Here is a 15,427-nt window from a genome sequence, read left to right on the forward strand (position 1 = left end):
AACCGGCCAGACCCGCCGCATCCATGCCTACGGCATCGCCAACCTCTATGGGACCGCAGAGGGCGATTTGCTACCTTGATCCGTATGGAGGGCGTTTCCACCACATCATCCCGCGCAGGAGAAGTCAGCGATGATCATCGAGGCTCCACGCCGCCAGAAGCTCGGGAAAGCGGCTGATTTAATCGAGTCGCATATTGATGAGACCCTGACCTTTTACGCCTTCCCCGACAGCGATTGGCTCAAGATTAGAACTAACAATCCGCTGGTGCGGATCATGAAGGAAATCCGCCGGCGCACCCGCGTCGCGGCTCCTACAACCGAAATAACGAAAAATTCTCAATCTACGGCCAAGCCCGCGCCAAAACCTCAATCGATAATTTCACTGACAGCAATGTCATCTCTGGCAATGTCGGCCTCAGGGTGAGGTGGTGAAGCGGTGCGCTGCATGATCATGTCCGGAGCGGCTTCCACACCACGGGAACCGCTCCGGCATAGCCTTTATCCTTCTGCATCCAAGCGTCACTACATGTCAGCCCGCATGATGGTGTTCCTCATCAGACACAGGCTGATCGTCTGGCGATGATCTTCTGATCCGTAGCTGGCGTACGGATCGACACGCTCACGCACACGCATATATCCCGCGCCCGCCAGCAGATGCTATGAAGTCCTGACGACACGGGATCAGGTGCGCGATAAAAGGGATGCCATGACGGACAAGCCGACGAGGGAACGAAAACGCGGATCAGGCGCTCAATATGTCTATGACATCCTGCGGGAAGAAATCCTCGATCTGGTGCTTCCGCCGGGAAGCCCGATCGATGAAAATCAGTTAGCCGAGCGGCTGTCGATGTCGCGAACGCCCATCCGGGAGGCCTTGGTGCGCCTGGCCGGCGAAGGATTGGTCACTCCCCTCCCAAACCGGTCGACGGTCGTCGCCAATATCGATTTCTTCAACCTCCACACATTCTTCGACGCGCTCACCCTCATGTACCGCGTGACGACACGACTGGCGGGCGAGTATCACACATCCGCGGACCTCGAGATCATCCGTTCGAGACAGGAGGACTTTGCCCGGGCGGTAGAACGCCAGGACGCGCTGGCAATGATCGCCACGAACCGGGAGTTTCATGCGGCGATCGCGGAAGCGGGACGAAACTCCTATTTCACCGGCCTCTTCTGTCGTCTTCTCGACGAGGATCAGCGCATTCTCCGGCTCTATTATTCGTCTTTCAACGATCAGTTGCCGAAACGCTATGTCGGTGAGCACGAGCAGATGATCGCAGCCATCGAGGCGCGAGACATCAATGCCTGCGATCGCCTCGCCAAGGCCCATGCCGATCAGATCGTCAGCCAGATCCAGAGCATGATTTCACGGGGCGCTACCGCCAATATTCCCTTGTGAGAGAGGAATCTTTCGAACGCGCTCACTATTTTGTCGACAAAAATTATACATGATGTAATCTGAACCGGAATGACGGAGGAAACTCCGGCCCGTTGCAACCTGCTTGGAGCGGTTCCTGTTTTGATGGAATCGGCGGAACCGCTCCAAGTGTTTGTTTTGTCGCATTTCCGCGGGAAAAGCAGGCCTGCTTTCCCCCGGCAAAACCGTTCCACAGTTTTCCTGGAAATGCTCTAGATGGAGATCTTCGATGGCTTCCCAAATCTTCTCCGGCTGCATCCCTGCCCTGATGACGCCCTGCAAGGAGGACCGCGCACCCGACTACGACGCTCTCGTCCGAAAGGCGAAAGAACTGATCGCGGCCGGAATGTCCGCCGTTGTCTATTGCGGATCGATGGGCGACTGGCCGCTTCTGACGGACGATGAGCGCATGGAAGGCGTGGAGCGGCTGGTGAAGGCCGGCATCCCAGTGATCGTCGGGACCGGAGCCGTCAATACCAGGCAGGCGGTGGCCCATGCGGCGCATGCCCAGAAAGTGGGCGCCAAGGGATTGATGGTCATTCCCCGCGTCCTGTCGCGGGGCTCGGTCATCTCCGCCCAGAAGGCCCATTTCAAGGCGATCCTGTCGGCAGCACCCGATCTGCCGGCCGTGATCTACAACAGCCCCTATTACGGCTTCGCAACCCGCGCGGATCTGTTCTTCGCGCTACGGGCGGAGCATGCGAACCTCGTCGGCTTCAAGGAGTTCGGTGGTCCGGACGACATGCGCTACGCCGCCGAGAACATCACCAGTCGGGATGACGAGGTTACCCTGATGGTCGGCGTCGATACGGCCGTTTTCCATGGATTCGTCAATTGCGGCGCGACCGGCGCCATCACCGGCATCGGCAATGTGCTGCCGAAGGAAGTCCTGCATCTCTGCGCTCTTTCCACGGCCGCCGCGCAAGGCGATTTCGAAGCCCGCCGCCTGGCGCTCGAGCTTGAAGCGGCGCTCGGAGTGCTCTCGTCCTTTGACGAAGGGCCGGATCTGGTCCTCTATTTCAAACACATGATGGTGCTGAAGGGCGACAAGGAATACACGCTGCATTTCAACGAGACGGATGAACTGAGCGAGAGCCAGCGCGGCTATGTCGAGCAGCAGTTCGCGCTGTTCAACGAATGGTACGCCCGGTGGAGCAGGTCGCTTCAGGCGGAATATAAGCTCGCGGCGTGAGGGGAAGGAACAGCTGGCACAAAGGCTGCCGCCATCAGGGATGTTTCTTCGGTGCGTCCACCTCATAGATAGCGGGCTTTTCCCCACCAGCCGGATAGGCTGCTATGGACCGCGCCTGCAACACGATGCCGTGATGCCGATAGGGTTTTCGGCTGAAATTGGCGATCAGTCTCGTGCGGTCTTCGAATGTGGTCTGCTGGACGAGCCGGTCTTTCGTGAGCCAGCGGAAGTCGACCAGGGGTTGAGTGGCGAGACGCTGGTGCAAGGGGCGAAAGAAGGAATCCTGACGCTTGATGTCCGACAAACGGTTATCCAGCGTATCAAGGCTGAGATTATAGAGCGGCGCAACATTGTACAGAAGCTGAGTGAGCTCGTTTTCGGCGCGGACATTCGTCAGCTTCAGGCTGTCGAACAGCCAGTGATGCGTGGTGATGATCGAACCATGGAATACGGCCTGATAGAGCGGTAGCCGTGTTCTTGGATCGAAATGGACTGTGCGGTAGGGTTCCTTCACCGGCACTTCCTTGAAGAATATCTGCGGCTGCTCCTCCGGATACCAGATCCCGAGATGATAAGGCGAAGACTTGTCCTTCTGCATGTCCTTGTCGCCCCAGCCGATAACCGGCGTCTGCATGCCGTGGGCGAAGAGAACGCCCTCCGCGGTCGTGGCATTGCCGTCCTCAGAGCCGAGCGGCAGCTTCAGCGTCTCGCTGATCCACCGCATGCTCGCTACGTTGCCTGCCACGTTCTCGGCCTGTGACATCGGCCGTCCCGGCGGATAGCTGTCGAAGACCATCCCTGTTGCATAGACGTCGAGAAACCAGCTGTTGAAAGGGACGACCGACAGGATCGACCACATTCGCTCTTCCATCAGCGGGCGGACGCAATCTGGCCGCGTATAATGGCCACGCTTCTGGAAGCCTGCTTGAAGCGAACCGTCCTTGTGCGTGATTGCGCAATCGCGATAGGCGGCATCTCCCAGATGGGCGGCCGTCCAGCTTGGATTGTCCCCCTGTTTCAGGGCCGTGTCATATGAATCGTATGGCGCCACAAGATAACCGGCATCAACGCCGGCTCTGACGGCTTCTGGGTGCCACAGGCCACCCTCCCATCCCTCTCCGAGACCGACCCACAGGTGCTTCAAACCCGCGTCCTGGAACTTTTTGATCGTCGAGATGGAAATGCCGCCGCCCCAACGGGCGGGATCAGGGTCGAGCGCATCACCGAATGCTTCGACAACCTCGCTCCTCAATTCGCCATATCGCCGGGCCAGAAGTTCCATATCGGGCGCAGCCGTCTGCCAGCTCTTCCGCGCCAGCGCGTCCAGAGCGTCGTTGAATGCGCGCACGAGCACGCGCTGTTGGTAATGGTCGGGTTTGCCTTTTGCCTCATTCAGCGTCGCGCGAGCTTCTGCATCGAAGTTGCCGCGCAGATCAGCGGCCAGCCTGTCCTCGCCCGTCAAAGTCGAAAGAAGCCTTTGCCAGTCCTTTACGTCGCCCGTCGACAGAAGCCCTCCGTCCCAGAGATAGGTATGGGGGGCGCCGATCAGCTTCGCGGCTTGCGGTTCAACCGCGATCTTGTCCTTGAGCGTTTGATATTTGCCTTCCGTGATCAGCCAGGCGCGATAACGCTGCGCCCCGGCCAACGGATTGGAATCCCCCAAATGGAGGATCATCGTCATCGGCGAGCCGGGGTCGAGCGTCGTGAAATCATGATCCAGCAAAAGCGCAAGCCCGTCTCCATCGAGCATGAATCTTGCTGCGTTGTTGAGCGGGTTGGTCAATAACCAGGACAGCGAGAATGTCCCATGATCCAACCCCCATAGCGGAAGACTGATATCCTGCGACGTGTTGAACTCCGACATGTGGTCGAGCAGGAAATCCCGCCAGATCCTGTCATCGGCAGGAATGTAGGAGCCCTCGGCGAGTGGAAAGATCAGCCCCTTGCCCATGGCCGTGGCTGGCTGGTGCAGGATCGGCAGGCTGCCGGCCTGCTTTGCTGCGATTGAAAGAGAGAGATCGTCGCCATTCAGATGAAGCGAAATCGTGTAGGCGCCGTCGTCCCAGCGCCAGCTTGCATGGTCCGGATCGGCCTCCAGCCCCGCGACGGAGTGGAGCGGACCGCCCACCGAAACATCGACAGCCGACGTGCCGGCCGGCTGCGCCATGATGGCGAGGGTCTCCGGTTCCAACGTTACAGACCATTTTTCGTTTTGCAACGTAACGGCGGCATGAACGGGAAAGCTGGCAAGCAAGAGCATCCATAAGCCAGCTATCGGTGTGTGAGCGAGGCGCAATATTACCTCCGTCCGTGAATATCGCCCCCTATTCCAATAGGTTTGTGGCGATGGTGTGATCCGCCTCCCGCTCTTGTGAATGCCATTACATAACTGGAACGAGATTTGCTGATCGAGCGCGCCCGATCCAGCCTCGGGCGCGCCAAGTCGGAAGGCGAACACTCGCCTTCCACCGAAAAACAGAAGATATCCGCAACCAGCCGCCACACCCTTGGTTCACTCCCGGCGCAGGTTTTGAATTCCTCGTGTTCTGCCATCAAAGGGTAGCGCCGACCTTTCTCAGATCTGCCAGCACCGGAGCTTTCGGCAGCCAGATCTTGTCGTATTCAGCGATGATCTTACCGGCATCGGCGACCTCGACATCCTTGATCGTGATCACCTTGCCGAACTCCTTGAGCCGCTTGGGCTCGTCGGCAACCGTCGCATCGATCTGCTCGTCGAGCGCGACCTTCGTCAGCCGCGTGACGAGCTCGCGATCCGCCTCGGGCAGCCCCTGCCACACACGTCCGGAGGCCAGTGCGACGCATGGCATGAAAATCGCGTTCATTTTCAGCATCGTCTTCGATACTTTGTCGAAGCGCTGGTTCCAGGAGAAATCGAGATCGGCCTCGAGCCCGTCCACCTGTCCGTTGGACATGGCATCGAAGACGGCCGGGGTTGGGATCGGCGTCGGCGCGGCACCCAGGAGTTCATAGAAATCCTTATAGGCCGGCGTCGTGTTGATGCGCAGCTTCATACCGTTGAGATCATCGAGCCCGCCGATTTCCTTTGCGGTGAAGACGACGCGCATGGTGGTGATGCCCCATGCAAGTCCAATCGTACCTGTTTCCGCAGGAAGAACATCGAGCAGGCTCATGGCGATCGGATCGCGAACGAGCTTGGCCACCTTGGCCGTGGAATCGACGACCCATGGGGCGTTGATAGCCGCGATCGAGGGAATCCGGGAGCCAAGTTCCGCCGTCATGATCCAACCGAAATCGAGCGAGCCGGTCTGCATCTGCTGCATCATCACCGCCTCGGTGCCCAACTGGTTTGCGGGGAATACCGCAAGATCGAGGCGGCCATTGGTTTCGGTCTTCAGCATCTCGCCGACTTTCAGCGCCGCATTGTTCCAGGGGTGCCCGGGCGGGGTGGTGATGCCAAGCCGGAAGGTTCTCTTTTCCTGAGCACGCACAATCGAAGGCATGCCGAGAATGGCGGCGCCCATCGAAGCGGTACTGATGAAATTTCTGCGGGTTATGTTCATGGTTCTTTTCCTCTGAAGGTTAGCGGTTACCCGGCAAAGAAGGTGGAAAGCTGGGGAAAGATCGAGAGCAGGACGAGCAGCAGGCACGCGACGAAAAAGAACGGCAGCGTGACGATGAACATCTTGCCCGGCTTCGCGCCCGTGACAGCGGAAGCGACGAAGAAGGAAAGCCCGACCGGTGGCGACAGAAAGCCGAGCACGAGGTTGATGACGGCCACGACGCCGAAATGAATCGGGTCTATTCCATAGACCTCCGTAGCGATCGGCAGCAGGATCGGCACCGTCATGATCAGCCCCGGCGCGCCGTCGATGACCGTTCCGATCACCAGCAGGATGACGTTCACAAGGAGCATGAAGGTGATCGGGTCGGACGCCACGGTCTGCACCCATGCCGCTACTTTCTGCGGAACCATCCCGTAGACGAGAACCCAGGAGAATACGGCTGCTGCGGCAACCAGGAAGAGAACGACGGCGGAATAGATGCCGGCCCGCAGCAGCATCATCGGAAGCTGCGAATAGGAGAGTTCGCCGATCCAGTAACGGCCGACGATGAACGCCGCCACCACGCCCACGGCGGCCGCCTCGGTCGGGTTGGCGATGCCGGCGAGGATTGAGCCGACGATAATGATCGGGACGAGCAGCGTCGGCAAGGCGCCGAGGACGATCTTCACTCGGGCTCGCATCGTCATCTTTTCGCCCTTCGGATAGCCGTAGACGAAGCCCATCAACGCGATCACGACGCAGAAAAGCACGGTGAGCAATATGCCGGGCACCAGTCCGGCCATGAGCATGGCGGCGACCGGAACCTGCGCCAGAACGCTATAGACGACGAACATGATCGAGGGCGGAATGATGGGACCCAGCATGCCCGCATAGGCGGTAAGACCGGCCGCGAAGGTCTTGTCGTAGCCCTTCTTCTCCATCTCTGGCACCATCATCTGCGCCATGATCGCGACCTGTGCCGTGGCGGATCCGAGGATCGACGCGACGAACATGTTCGCGAACAGGTTCACATAGGCAAGACCGCCGCGCAGGGTGCCGATGAAAGCCATCGTCATGTCGATGATCCGGCGGGTGATGCCGCCGCCGTTCATCACTTCACCGATCAGGACGAATAGCGGAATGGCGATAAGCCCGTAATTGTCGACGCCGCCGAATAGCTGCACCGGCAGGCTGTCGAAAAGCAGCATATTCCCGCTGTCGAGAATATAGGCCATGCTCACCAGCAGGAGACACAAGCCGATCGGCACGCCGATCAGCATTAAAAACACAAAGACGCTGGTGGTGACCATCAGTTCACGCTCTCCGCATTGGTGAAGCCAGAACGAGAACGAGCGGGCGAAAGACCGAGATCTTCAAGAAAATTGGCCAGCGTGTGGACCAGCATGGTGATGGCAAAAATCGGGATGACCATGCTGATAGCCCAGGTCGGCCAGCGCAGTGTCTGCGTCTTTTCGGTATAGAGAAAATTGAAGGTCTGCCCGGCATAGGACTTGGCGTCAAAACCGGCGGACGCGATCCCGACGGGATCCATCCACCGCCAGCACATGACGGCAAGAGCGAAAGCGAACACGGTGCCGAAGAAGCTGGCCGCAGCCTTCATCCGGCGTGCATTGTTCTGGGAGAGTTTGTCGGAGAGGAGCGTGACCGAGAAATCGAGCCTCAGCCTAGTCAGCGCCGAAGCCCCGATAAAGGCAAGCCATACCATCACATAGACGGCCGCCTCATCGACCCAGTAGAGGGGCATCCCCGCGTAACGCGTCCCCACATTCAGGAGAATGAGGGTGAGCAGCAGCGCCATCAATCCGCCGACCACGGCTTTCTCGCAGGCGAATATTGCTTCGGAAAGGCATATGACAAAGCGCACGGGCGCGAAAGGCCGTGATCTGGATGAAGGTGATACTGACTGCATCCACGTTCCCTTGTTTTTTTATAACGTAGATTTTATACATTTCAGGTGTCAATAGCCCCGGAGTTCTTTTTCACCGATGCAGGTCAAGCCATCTCTTAAACACCGCACGCTTTCGGGAGCTCTGCTTGAAGAGATCAGGCAGGGGATTTTGTCCGGCCGCTATGCCGCGGGGACCCAGCTCCGTCAGGATGCGCTGGCCGAATCCTTCGGTGTAAGCCGCATTCCGATCCGGGAGGCGCTCTTTCAGCTCGAGGCTGAAGGACTGGTCAAGATATTGCCGCAGCGGGGCGCGGTGGTCTCAGACCTGTCGCGCACTGAGATCGATGATGTCTTCGAGCTTCGGATCCTGCTGGAGCCGCGCCTGCTGCTGGCATCAGCTCCGAAGCTGACCGAGGAGGACTTCAATCGTCTGAATGACAGGCACGAGAATTACGTCAAGGCCATTTCAGAAAACGCCGTCAACGACTACGGCAGGTTGAATGCGGAGCTGCATATGGCCATGTACCATCTGGCGGACATGCCTCGCACCCAGCAGATCGTGGCCTCTCTTCTCCAGACGAGTGATCGGTATACCCGCATACAGCTTTCCAACATGGCCGCCATGCAACGGGCAATGGATGAACACGCCGAGCTTATCCACCTCTGCCGGTCAGGCCGCTTCGACCGCGCCGCCCGTTTCCTTGCCGAGCATGTCGCGGCGGTCCGCGACGATCTGGTAAGCGCCCTCAAGGTTCCATGAAGATGGCTCCGCTCCGATGGAATGAATCTCCATCGGAGCGGAGCCGTCGATATAGCGGCGGAAATCACTTCACTCTATAAAGCAGTCTGCCGGCGAAAACATGACCTCGCCGGCAGACTGATGAGTGATGTCAAACGGCGCCCTGCGCGCCGACGTAGAGCGCATAGAGGGAGTGGCTGCTTGCCATATAAAGCCGGTTGCCGTTCGGCCCGCCAAAGGCGAGGTTTGCGCAACGCTCCGGCAGACGGATGAAACCGATCGGCTTGCCTTCGGGATTAAAGACCATGACCCCATCGAGGTCTTCCGGCTTGCCCTTCAATTCATAGATCTTGCGTCCGGCTGTATCGGTGCCGGTAGGCTCGTCCTTGAGCGCGCCGTTGCTGCCATAGCCGCACCACAGATTGCCGTCGCGATCCACCCGGAAGCCGTCAAGCGCACCGAAATCGGCGGCATCGACCAGCTTGGCCTTGTTGGATACCGTGCCGTCCGCGCCGACGTCATAGCTCCAGATGCTGCGGTTGGGGGTGCCCTTCCACTCCACTACGTAGAGCTTCTTTTCATCCGGCGAGAAGGCGAGCCCGTTCGGGTTCACGAGATCGGTGATGATTGCGGTCAGCTTGCCGTCGCTATCGATGCGGTAGACGTTCGTCGTCGACTGCTCGGGCGTTTCCTTTTCGCCCTCATAATAGCCGTTGATGCCGAAAAGCGGATCGGTGAACCAGATGGTTCCATCCGATTTGACGACCACATCATTTGGCGCATTGAGCCGCTTGCCTTCGAACGCGTCAGCGAGGACGGTGATCGAGCCGTTCTTCTCCGTACGCGTGACGCGACGTGTGATCGAATGTTCACAGGTGATCAGCCGCCCTTCCCTGTCCCTGGCATTGCCATTGGAGAAATTGGCGGGAGAGCGGAAAACGGTGAAGGTATCGTTCACCTCGTCATATTTCATGATCCGGTTGTTGGGGATATCAGACAGGAGAAGACAACGCTCTTCGGGGAAATAGGCAGGTCCCTCGGCCCAGCGCATGCCCGTGCCAAGCTTTTCCACCGAGGCCGAATAGATGCGGTATTTGGCAAAGCTCGGGTCCAGAATCTCGACCGAAGGGTCGGGATAGCGCTGGTTCAATATGGCCGGAAGCGATTGCCCCCAGGCTTTACCGGCAGCGGCGGCGACAAGCCCCGCGCCGCCAAGTGACAGAATGTTCCGACGTGTCATTCCCATGGCAATTCCTCCTCCATTTTTGCCACCACGTAATCCATTGGCCTGTAAATCCAGGCCTTGTCCGCCCCTCCGGTTCAGAAGCGCGGCACCTTTTGTTCAGTAATGAAGGCGTCGAGCCGCTGCTGCTGCGCCTCCGTCAGCGGCCAGGCCGAGGGCGGGCGCGCATGGCCGCAATCGTGGCCAAGGGCCTTCAGCGCGGCTTTCACGCCCGTCACATTCGTGCCGTTCAGCTCTTCGGCTCGGATTTCCTCGAACACCTTCATGCCGGCGATCAGCGATGCCGCCGCCTCGTAATCGCCACGGGCAAGTGCCGCGTGAATGGCGACGGAACGCTCCGGCCAGACATTGATGAGGCCAGAGGTGAAGCCCCGCGCGCCGACCGCGTAAAGCGGTGGGGCCCATATCTCGGCGAGCCCGCCGACCCAGATGATCGACGGATCGGTGGCACTGATGGCCTCGGAGAGCTTGAGCACGTTAGGGGTTGCCCATTTGACGCCCGCGACACCTTCGATCGCGCAGAGCTCGGCGATCGCCCTGGTGCCGATCGCGTCATTACGCAGATAGAGCATCAGAGGCAGGCCCTCGGCCGCATCGGCGACGCGACGAACATATTCGATGAAGCCGCGCGGCGCGGAGAACGGATCCGGCGGCTGATGCACCATCAGGGCATCCGCACCGGCCTTTTTCGACACCTTCGCCAGATGGCAGGCGTCGTGGACACTGCGCCCGACACCGCCCAGAAGCGGTATGCGGCCATTGATGTGCTCGGCGGCGGAATGGACCATCCGCTCAGCCTCATCCATGGTCAAACCATAGAATTCGCCGGTATTGCCATTGGCCACCAGTATATGGACGCCGGCAGCGATGGCGCGCTCGACGATCGCCCCCTGCAGGGCCGGCGCGATCCGGTCCTCGCTGTCATAGGGCGTGACGAGAATCCCGGAAATACCGGTAAGGGCTTCGTTAAGTTTTGTCATAATCAATATCCAAGCTGTTCCAGCCGATCAGCGCCCGTTGGCGGCGCGCCATTTGGCGAAATCCTGTTTCGACTCTTCCTTGGTGGCGGGGTAGAGACCGATGATGCTGCGGCCCTTGGCAACTTCCTCCATGACGAAATCCTCATAAGCGGTCATTTCCACCGCCTCGTCCGCAATCTCGTCGGCGAGATGCGCCGGCAGCACGATGACGCCCTCGTCGTCACCTACGACGATGTCCCCCGGAAAAACCGGGACATCGCCGCAGCCGATCGGAACATTGAGATCGATGGCCTGATGCAGGGTGAGGTTTGTCGGCGCTGATTGGCGCGTGTGATAGGCGGGCATCGCCATTTCGGCGATCTCAGGGCTATCGCGAAAGCCGCCATCGGTCACGACGCCGGCGACGCCGCGAACCATCAGCCGCGTAAGAAGAATGCCACCTGCCGAGGCCGCGCGCGCATCCTTGCGGCTATCCATCACCAGGACCGCGCCTGGAGGGCATTGTTCCACGCCGGCGCGTTGCGGATGCTCGGGATTACGGAACACCTCGAGCTGGTTCAAATCCTCACGGGCGGGAATATAGCGAAGGGTGAATGCGGGGCCGACCATATTACGTCCCTTCGGCTTCACCGGACGGACATCCTGAATGAACTGGTTTCTGAGCCCGCGCTTGAACAGCGCGGTGCAAAGGGTGGCCGTCGAGACGGTCATCAGCTTGGCATGCGTATCGGGGTTCATTGCTTCTGCTCCTGTGGCGTCTCAATAAATGTCCGGTTCGCCCGCGGCCGGACCGAAGGCGGCGGTGAGGAAATCGAAATCGCAGCCCTTGTCCGCCTGCGTAACGTGACGGGAGAACATCCAGCCATATCCGCGCTCATATGGCGGCTTGGGAGCGACCCATGCGGCGCGGCGGGCCTCCAGTTCGGCCTCGTCCACCAGCATGTCGAGCCGCCGGCCCGGAATATCGAGCCGCACGATATCGCCGGTACGCAGCAGGGCGAGCGGGCCGCCGATGTGGGATTCCGGCGCCACATGCAGGACGCAGGCGCCATAGGAGGTGCCGGACATGCGGGCATCGGAAATCCGCAGCATGTCGCGATGGCCCTGCTTGATGAGCGCCTTGGGGATGGGCAGCATGCCCCATTCGGGGAAGCCCGGACCGCCCAGCGGCCCGGCATTGCGCAGCACCAGGACATGATCTGGCGTAACGTCGAGGTTTTCGTCGTCCACCGCGGCTTTCATTTCCGGATAGCTGTCAAAGACCAGCGCCGGCCCCTCATGATACTGGAACCGCTGGTCACAGGCGGCCGGCTTGATCACCGCGCCATCGGGGCAGAGATTGCCGCGCAGCACCGCAAGCGACCCTTCATGATAAACGGGATTGGAAAGCGGGCGGATCACGTCGTCATTGTAGATCTCGGCGCCTTCCAGCGTCTCGCCCAGCGTCCTGCCCGTCACCGTGATCACGCCGAGGTCCAGCCGATCGGAAAGCCTGCTCATCAGGGCACGCAAGCCGCCGGCATAGTAGAAGTCCTCCATGAGATAGTCCTTGCCGGACGGACGGACGTTGGCGATGAGCGGCGTGACGCGGCCGAGCGCGTCGAGATCCTCAAGATCGAGCGCCACCTTGCCGCGTCGCGCCATCGCCAGGAGATGCACCACCGCGTTTGTCGAGCAGCCCGTCGCCATCGCCACGATCGCCGCGTTGCGGATCGAAGCGTCGGTGACGATCTTATCGGGCGTCAGATCCTCCCACACCATCTCCACGATACGGCGCCCGCAGGCCGCCGACATGCGGATGTGGTTCGAATCGGCTGCCGGGATGGATGACGCACCTGGCAGGCAAAGCCCCATCGCCTCGGCGATCGCCGTCATGGTGGAAGCCGTTCCCATTGTCATGCAGGTGCCGTAGGAGCGGGCAATCCCGGTCTCGATGCCATGCCATTGCGCGTCAGTGATGTTGCCCGCGCGCCGCTCGTCCCAGTATTTCCATGCATCCGAACCGGAGCCGAGAATCTTGCCGGCATAATTGCCGCGCAACATCGGCCCCGCCGGCAGATAGATCATCGGCACGCCAGCCGAAAGCGCACCCATGACCAGGCCGGGCGTGCTCTTGTCGCAGCCGCCCATCAGTACGACGCCGTCGAGCGGGTGCGAACGAATCTGCTCCTCGGCTTCCATGGCCAGGAGGTTGCGGTAGAGCATCGATGTCGGCTTGGTGAAACTCTCATCGACCGAGATCACCGGCAGTTCGACCGGAATGCCGCCTGCCTGCAATACGCCGCGCTTCACATCCTCGGCGCGATGGCGGAAATGCGCGTGGCAAGGGTTGAGTTCCGACCAGGTATTGAGAATGCCGATGAAGGGTTTTCCCTCCCAGTCCTCTTGCCCGAGGCCCATCTGCATCAGGCGCGACCGGTGGCCGAAACTGCGCAAATCGTCGGGAGCAAACCAGCGCGCGCTCCGCAGATCACGAGGGTTTTTTCCCTGCGTTTTACTCATTCATTCAGCCTCCCTATTCGTACCTACAGCACCTCAAGCCAGAGCTTTCCTCATCGGCAGCGGTTTGTGTATGCGCTTTCATTATTAAGATCAACCCTGTCCAAATAAATGGGAGAATGAATTTTTTCCAATCATTATCTCCAATGTTTTGACGGTAAATCGCCTTGACATGTCCTTCCGAGGTGTGCAAACAGCTTATGTATGCGCATACATAACGGAAGCTCGACGGACGCTGCCTTCCATTAATGCGCCGACATGGCCGCCATTCGCAGCGAGCTGGGGAGGAGCCCGGCCGTGATCAAGGAACCGGCTCCGGAAAGAGCCTTCAATCAACAAATTCTGGGAGGGAAGACATGACAGGATTGTTCACCAAACTCGGTCTCGCGGCCGGCCTCGCGCTTGTGACGGCCACGAGCGGTCTCGCACAGGACCTGCCGAAGAATCTCCGCGTGGTTATCGGCTCGACCTCGACCGGCGGCGACACCTATCAGGCGGCGTCCTTCGTCGCCGATGCCATATCAAAGCACTTTGGCATCAATGCCAAGGTGGATGCCGTCGGCCCAACCGAGGCATTCAAGGCGATTGCGCGCGACCGGCGCGGCACGACGATCATGATCCATCACGATCAGTCGTATCTGGGGCATCTCTACGGCGTCAAAGGGTATGAGGACATCTTCGCGACCTACAAGATCGGCCCTACCCTGACGATCAATCCCGGCAATGCCTATCTCGTGCCGAAGAAGTCGCCTTATCAGTCGATCTCCGACGTTCTCGACGCAGCGGCTGAAGGCACACGCGTCCGCGTCGCCATTCAGCCCGGTGGTGTGTCGGAAATCGGATTCTCGGCGTTGAAGAACGCAGCCAAGATCAAGAAGCCCGGCAGCGAAAAGAACCTCGTCCCCGTCAATACCGGCTCCCAGGCAGACAAGGACCAGCTCCTGTTCGACGGTCAGGCCGATGTGATCAACGGATCGGTCCAGTCGAACGAGCAATACACTCGCCTGCCCGAGGACGACCAGAAAGCCATGCGCTTCATCTGGCTGACGGCGGCGCAGGAGACCCTTGATCAGGTCAATGAAGCGGGGCTCGGCGGAACCAGCCGCGAAGCCCTCCTGCAATATGCCACGCCCAAGTCCAGTGTGACGCTGGATGGCGAGAAGGACTTCACCTTCGACAAGGACTTCTTCATTATCTACAACAAGGACATCGATCCGGCTCTCGTCGAGGCGATCGATGCCGGCCTGAAGGAAATCTATGCCGAGGGCGCGATCGAAAAGTCGATGAAGGACGCCTTCTTCGTCCCGCATTTCATGCCTTCCAAGGAGGCGACCACCTATCTCGAAAAGAAGCGCGACGACTACAGGAAAGTGATCGAAGCGATCCGCGAATAGCGGAGGCGAAGGCGCCGGCAACCACTGCCGGCGCCCTTTCATTTCTTGTTTCGCCAAGGCGAATGGTGTGCACATCACGGCAGAATTCTCATGAACTTCACGTCTTTCCCACGTGTTTCCATCAATTTCGAGACGTCGCATCTGGTCTTTCCGACGCTTATCTCGATCCTTCTCGGCATTCTGCTGCTGGCGATCCTGGCTACGCGCTGGCGGGCGATATGGGGTGCGCTGACGACCGGTCCCCACTGGCCGGCGGGCATCGATCATCTGCGTTTCTTTGGAACGATCGCGCTGACCGTGCTCTATTTTCTCGCAATGCCGCAGATCGGGGACCTTTTTCCCAATGAAGGCTATGGCTTCCTGATCGCCTCGATTCCCTTCCTATTCCTGATGTCGCTGCTCTATCTGCATCAGCGCACGCGCAGGTATATCGTCATCACCGCCGTCAATGCGGTGATTGCCCCGACAGTGGTCTGGTACATGCTTTCTACCGTCTTCAACCTCACCCTGCCCTGAGCGCCGCACGA

At 59.6% G+C, this 15,427-nt stretch carries 13 protein-coding genes and 1 pseudogene; 6 read left to right on the forward strand and 8 right to left on the reverse strand.

Annotation, left to right across the window (positions count from 1 at the left end; all coding sequences use genetic code 11):
• Positions 1-112 precede the first annotated feature (112 nt).
• The 3 genes and pseudogenes from ATN84_RS26325 to ATN84_RS19175 all read left to right on the forward strand — a co-directional run.
• Positions 113-304, forward strand: a pseudogene (locus tag ATN84_RS26325) (transposase); the annotation flags it as partial.
• Between the two features lie 402 nt (positions 305-706).
• A complete protein-coding gene (locus ATN84_RS19170; protein WP_068883706.1) occupies positions 707-1,402 on the forward strand; it encodes a GntR family transcriptional regulator in 696 nt (231 codons plus the stop codon).
• Between the two features lie 247 nt (positions 1,403-1,649).
• Positions 1,650-2,612, forward strand: a complete 963-nt coding sequence (locus ATN84_RS19175) for a dihydrodipicolinate synthase family protein (protein WP_068883708.1) — start codon at positions 1,650-1,652, stop codon at positions 2,610-2,612.
• A gap of 34 nt (positions 2,613-2,646) precedes the next feature.
• Here ATN84_RS19175 and ATN84_RS19180 read toward each other — a convergent pair whose 3' ends face one another.
• The 4 genes from ATN84_RS19180 to ATN84_RS19195 all read right to left on the reverse strand — a co-directional run bounded on the left by ATN84_RS19180 (position 2,647) and on the right by ATN84_RS19195 (position 8,066).
• Positions 2,647-4,803: a glycoside hydrolase gene (locus ATN84_RS19180; RefSeq protein ID WP_201026409.1), complete on the reverse strand. Its 2,157-nt coding sequence runs from the start codon at positions 4,801-4,803 to the stop codon at positions 2,647-2,649.
• A gap of 361 nt (positions 4,804-5,164) precedes the next feature.
• Complete coding sequence (locus ATN84_RS19185; protein ID WP_068883712.1) at positions 5,165-6,154, reverse strand: TRAP transporter substrate-binding protein; 990 nt, start codon at positions 6,152-6,154, stop codon at positions 5,165-5,167.
• A 26-nt stretch (positions 6,155-6,180) separates the two neighbouring features.
• Positions 6,181-7,446 (reverse strand): TRAP transporter large permease, encoded by a 1,266-nt coding sequence (locus ATN84_RS19190; protein WP_068883714.1) that lies wholly within the window; start codon positions 7,444-7,446, stop codon positions 6,181-6,183.
• Positions 7,446-8,066: a TRAP transporter small permease gene (locus ATN84_RS19195; protein WP_068883716.1), complete on the reverse strand. Its 621-nt coding sequence runs from the start codon at positions 8,064-8,066 to the stop codon at positions 7,446-7,448. The genes ATN84_RS19190 and ATN84_RS19195 overlap by 1 nt, the downstream gene beginning before the upstream one ends.
• Before the next feature lie 76 nt (positions 8,067-8,142).
• Here ATN84_RS19195 and ATN84_RS19200 point away from each other — a divergent pair, with 76 nt between their 5' ends.
• Positions 8,143-8,805 carry a GntR family transcriptional regulator gene (locus ATN84_RS19200; protein ID WP_068883718.1) on the forward strand — a complete coding sequence of 221 codons (663 nt, stop codon included), beginning with the start codon at positions 8,143-8,145 and terminating at the stop codon, positions 8,803-8,805.
• 130 nt (positions 8,806-8,935) lie between these two features.
• On the opposite strand, the gene ATN84_RS19205 is transcribed toward ATN84_RS19200, so the two are convergent.
• The 4 genes from ATN84_RS19205 to araD all read right to left on the reverse strand — a co-directional run bounded on the left by ATN84_RS19205 (position 8,936) and on the right by araD (position 13,509).
• Complete coding sequence (locus ATN84_RS19205; RefSeq protein ID WP_068883720.1) at positions 8,936-10,030, reverse strand: SMP-30/gluconolactonase/LRE family protein; 1,095 nt, start codon at positions 10,028-10,030, stop codon at positions 8,936-8,938.
• A 74-nt stretch (positions 10,031-10,104) separates the two neighbouring features.
• Positions 10,105-11,007: a dihydrodipicolinate synthase family protein gene (locus tag ATN84_RS19210; protein ID WP_068883722.1), complete on the reverse strand. Its 903-nt coding sequence runs from the start codon at positions 11,005-11,007 to the stop codon at positions 10,105-10,107.
• 27 nt (positions 11,008-11,034) lie between these two features.
• The gene (locus ATN84_RS19215; RefSeq protein WP_068883724.1) at positions 11,035-11,745 is read right to left on the reverse strand and encodes a ribonuclease activity regulator RraA; all 711 of its coding nucleotides are present in this window, start codon (positions 11,743-11,745) and stop codon (positions 11,035-11,037) included.
• Positions 11,746-11,766: 21 nt separating this feature from the next.
• Positions 11,767-13,509, reverse strand: coding sequence for an L-arabinonate dehydratase (araD, locus tag ATN84_RS19220; protein ID WP_068883726.1), 1,743 nt, complete (start codon positions 13,507-13,509; stop codon positions 11,767-11,769).
• 353 nt (positions 13,510-13,862) lie between these two features.
• Here araD and ATN84_RS19225 point away from each other — a divergent pair, with 353 nt between their 5' ends.
• Together ATN84_RS19225 and ATN84_RS19230 are read left to right on the forward strand one after the other, a co-directional pair.
• Positions 13,863-14,900: a type 2 periplasmic-binding domain-containing protein gene (locus tag ATN84_RS19225; RefSeq protein WP_068883728.1), complete on the forward strand. Its 1,038-nt coding sequence runs from the start codon at positions 13,863-13,865 to the stop codon at positions 14,898-14,900.
• Between the two features lie 90 nt (positions 14,901-14,990).
• Positions 14,991-15,416 carry a tripartite tricarboxylate transporter TctB family protein gene (locus tag ATN84_RS19230; protein ID WP_068883730.1) on the forward strand — a complete coding sequence of 142 codons (426 nt, stop codon included), beginning with the start codon at positions 14,991-14,993 and terminating at the stop codon, positions 15,414-15,416.
• Positions 15,417-15,427: the final 11 nt, after the last annotated feature.

This window comes from Paramesorhizobium deserti (assembly GCF_001558695.1).
GTDB lineage: Bacteria > Pseudomonadota > Alphaproteobacteria > Rhizobiales > Rhizobiaceae > Paramesorhizobium > Paramesorhizobium deserti.

Coding starts and splice junctions, on each gene's coding strand:
- ATN84_RS19175 (WP_068883708.1), top strand. CDS start 1,650: ATGGCTTCCCAAATCTTCTCCGGCTGCATCCCTGCCCTGATGACGCCC.
- ATN84_RS19225 (WP_068883728.1), top strand. CDS start 13,863: ATGACAGGATTGTTCACCAAACTCGGTCTCGCGGCCGGCCTCGCGCTT.
- ATN84_RS19230 (WP_068883730.1), top strand. CDS start 14,991: ATGAACTTCACGTCTTTCCCACGTGTTTCCATCAATTTCGAGACGTCG.
- ATN84_RS19205 (WP_068883720.1), bottom strand. CDS start 10,030: ATGGGAATGACACGTCGGAACATTCTGTCACTTGGCGGCGCGGGGCTT.
- ATN84_RS19200 (WP_068883718.1), top strand. CDS start 8,143: ATGCAGGTCAAGCCATCTCTTAAACACCGCACGCTTTCGGGAGCTCTG.
- araD (WP_068883726.1), bottom strand. CDS start 13,509: ATGAGTAAAACGCAGGGAAAAAACCCTCGTGATCTGCGGAGCGCGCGC.
- ATN84_RS19185 (WP_068883712.1), bottom strand. CDS start 6,154: ATGAACATAACCCGCAGAAATTTCATCAGTACCGCTTCGATGGGCGCC.
- ATN84_RS19210 (WP_068883722.1), bottom strand. CDS start 11,007: ATGACAAAACTTAACGAAGCCCTTACCGGTATTTCCGGGATTCTCGTC.
- ATN84_RS19170 (WP_068883706.1), top strand. CDS start 707: ATGACGGACAAGCCGACGAGGGAACGAAAACGCGGATCAGGCGCTCAA.
- ATN84_RS19195 (WP_068883716.1), bottom strand. CDS start 8,066: ATGCAGTCAGTATCACCTTCATCCAGATCACGGCCTTTCGCGCCCGTG.
- ATN84_RS19215 (WP_068883724.1), bottom strand. CDS start 11,745: ATGAACCCCGATACGCATGCCAAGCTGATGACCGTCTCGACGGCCACC.
- ATN84_RS19190 (WP_068883714.1), bottom strand. CDS start 7,446: ATGGTCACCACCAGCGTCTTTGTGTTTTTAATGCTGATCGGCGTGCCG.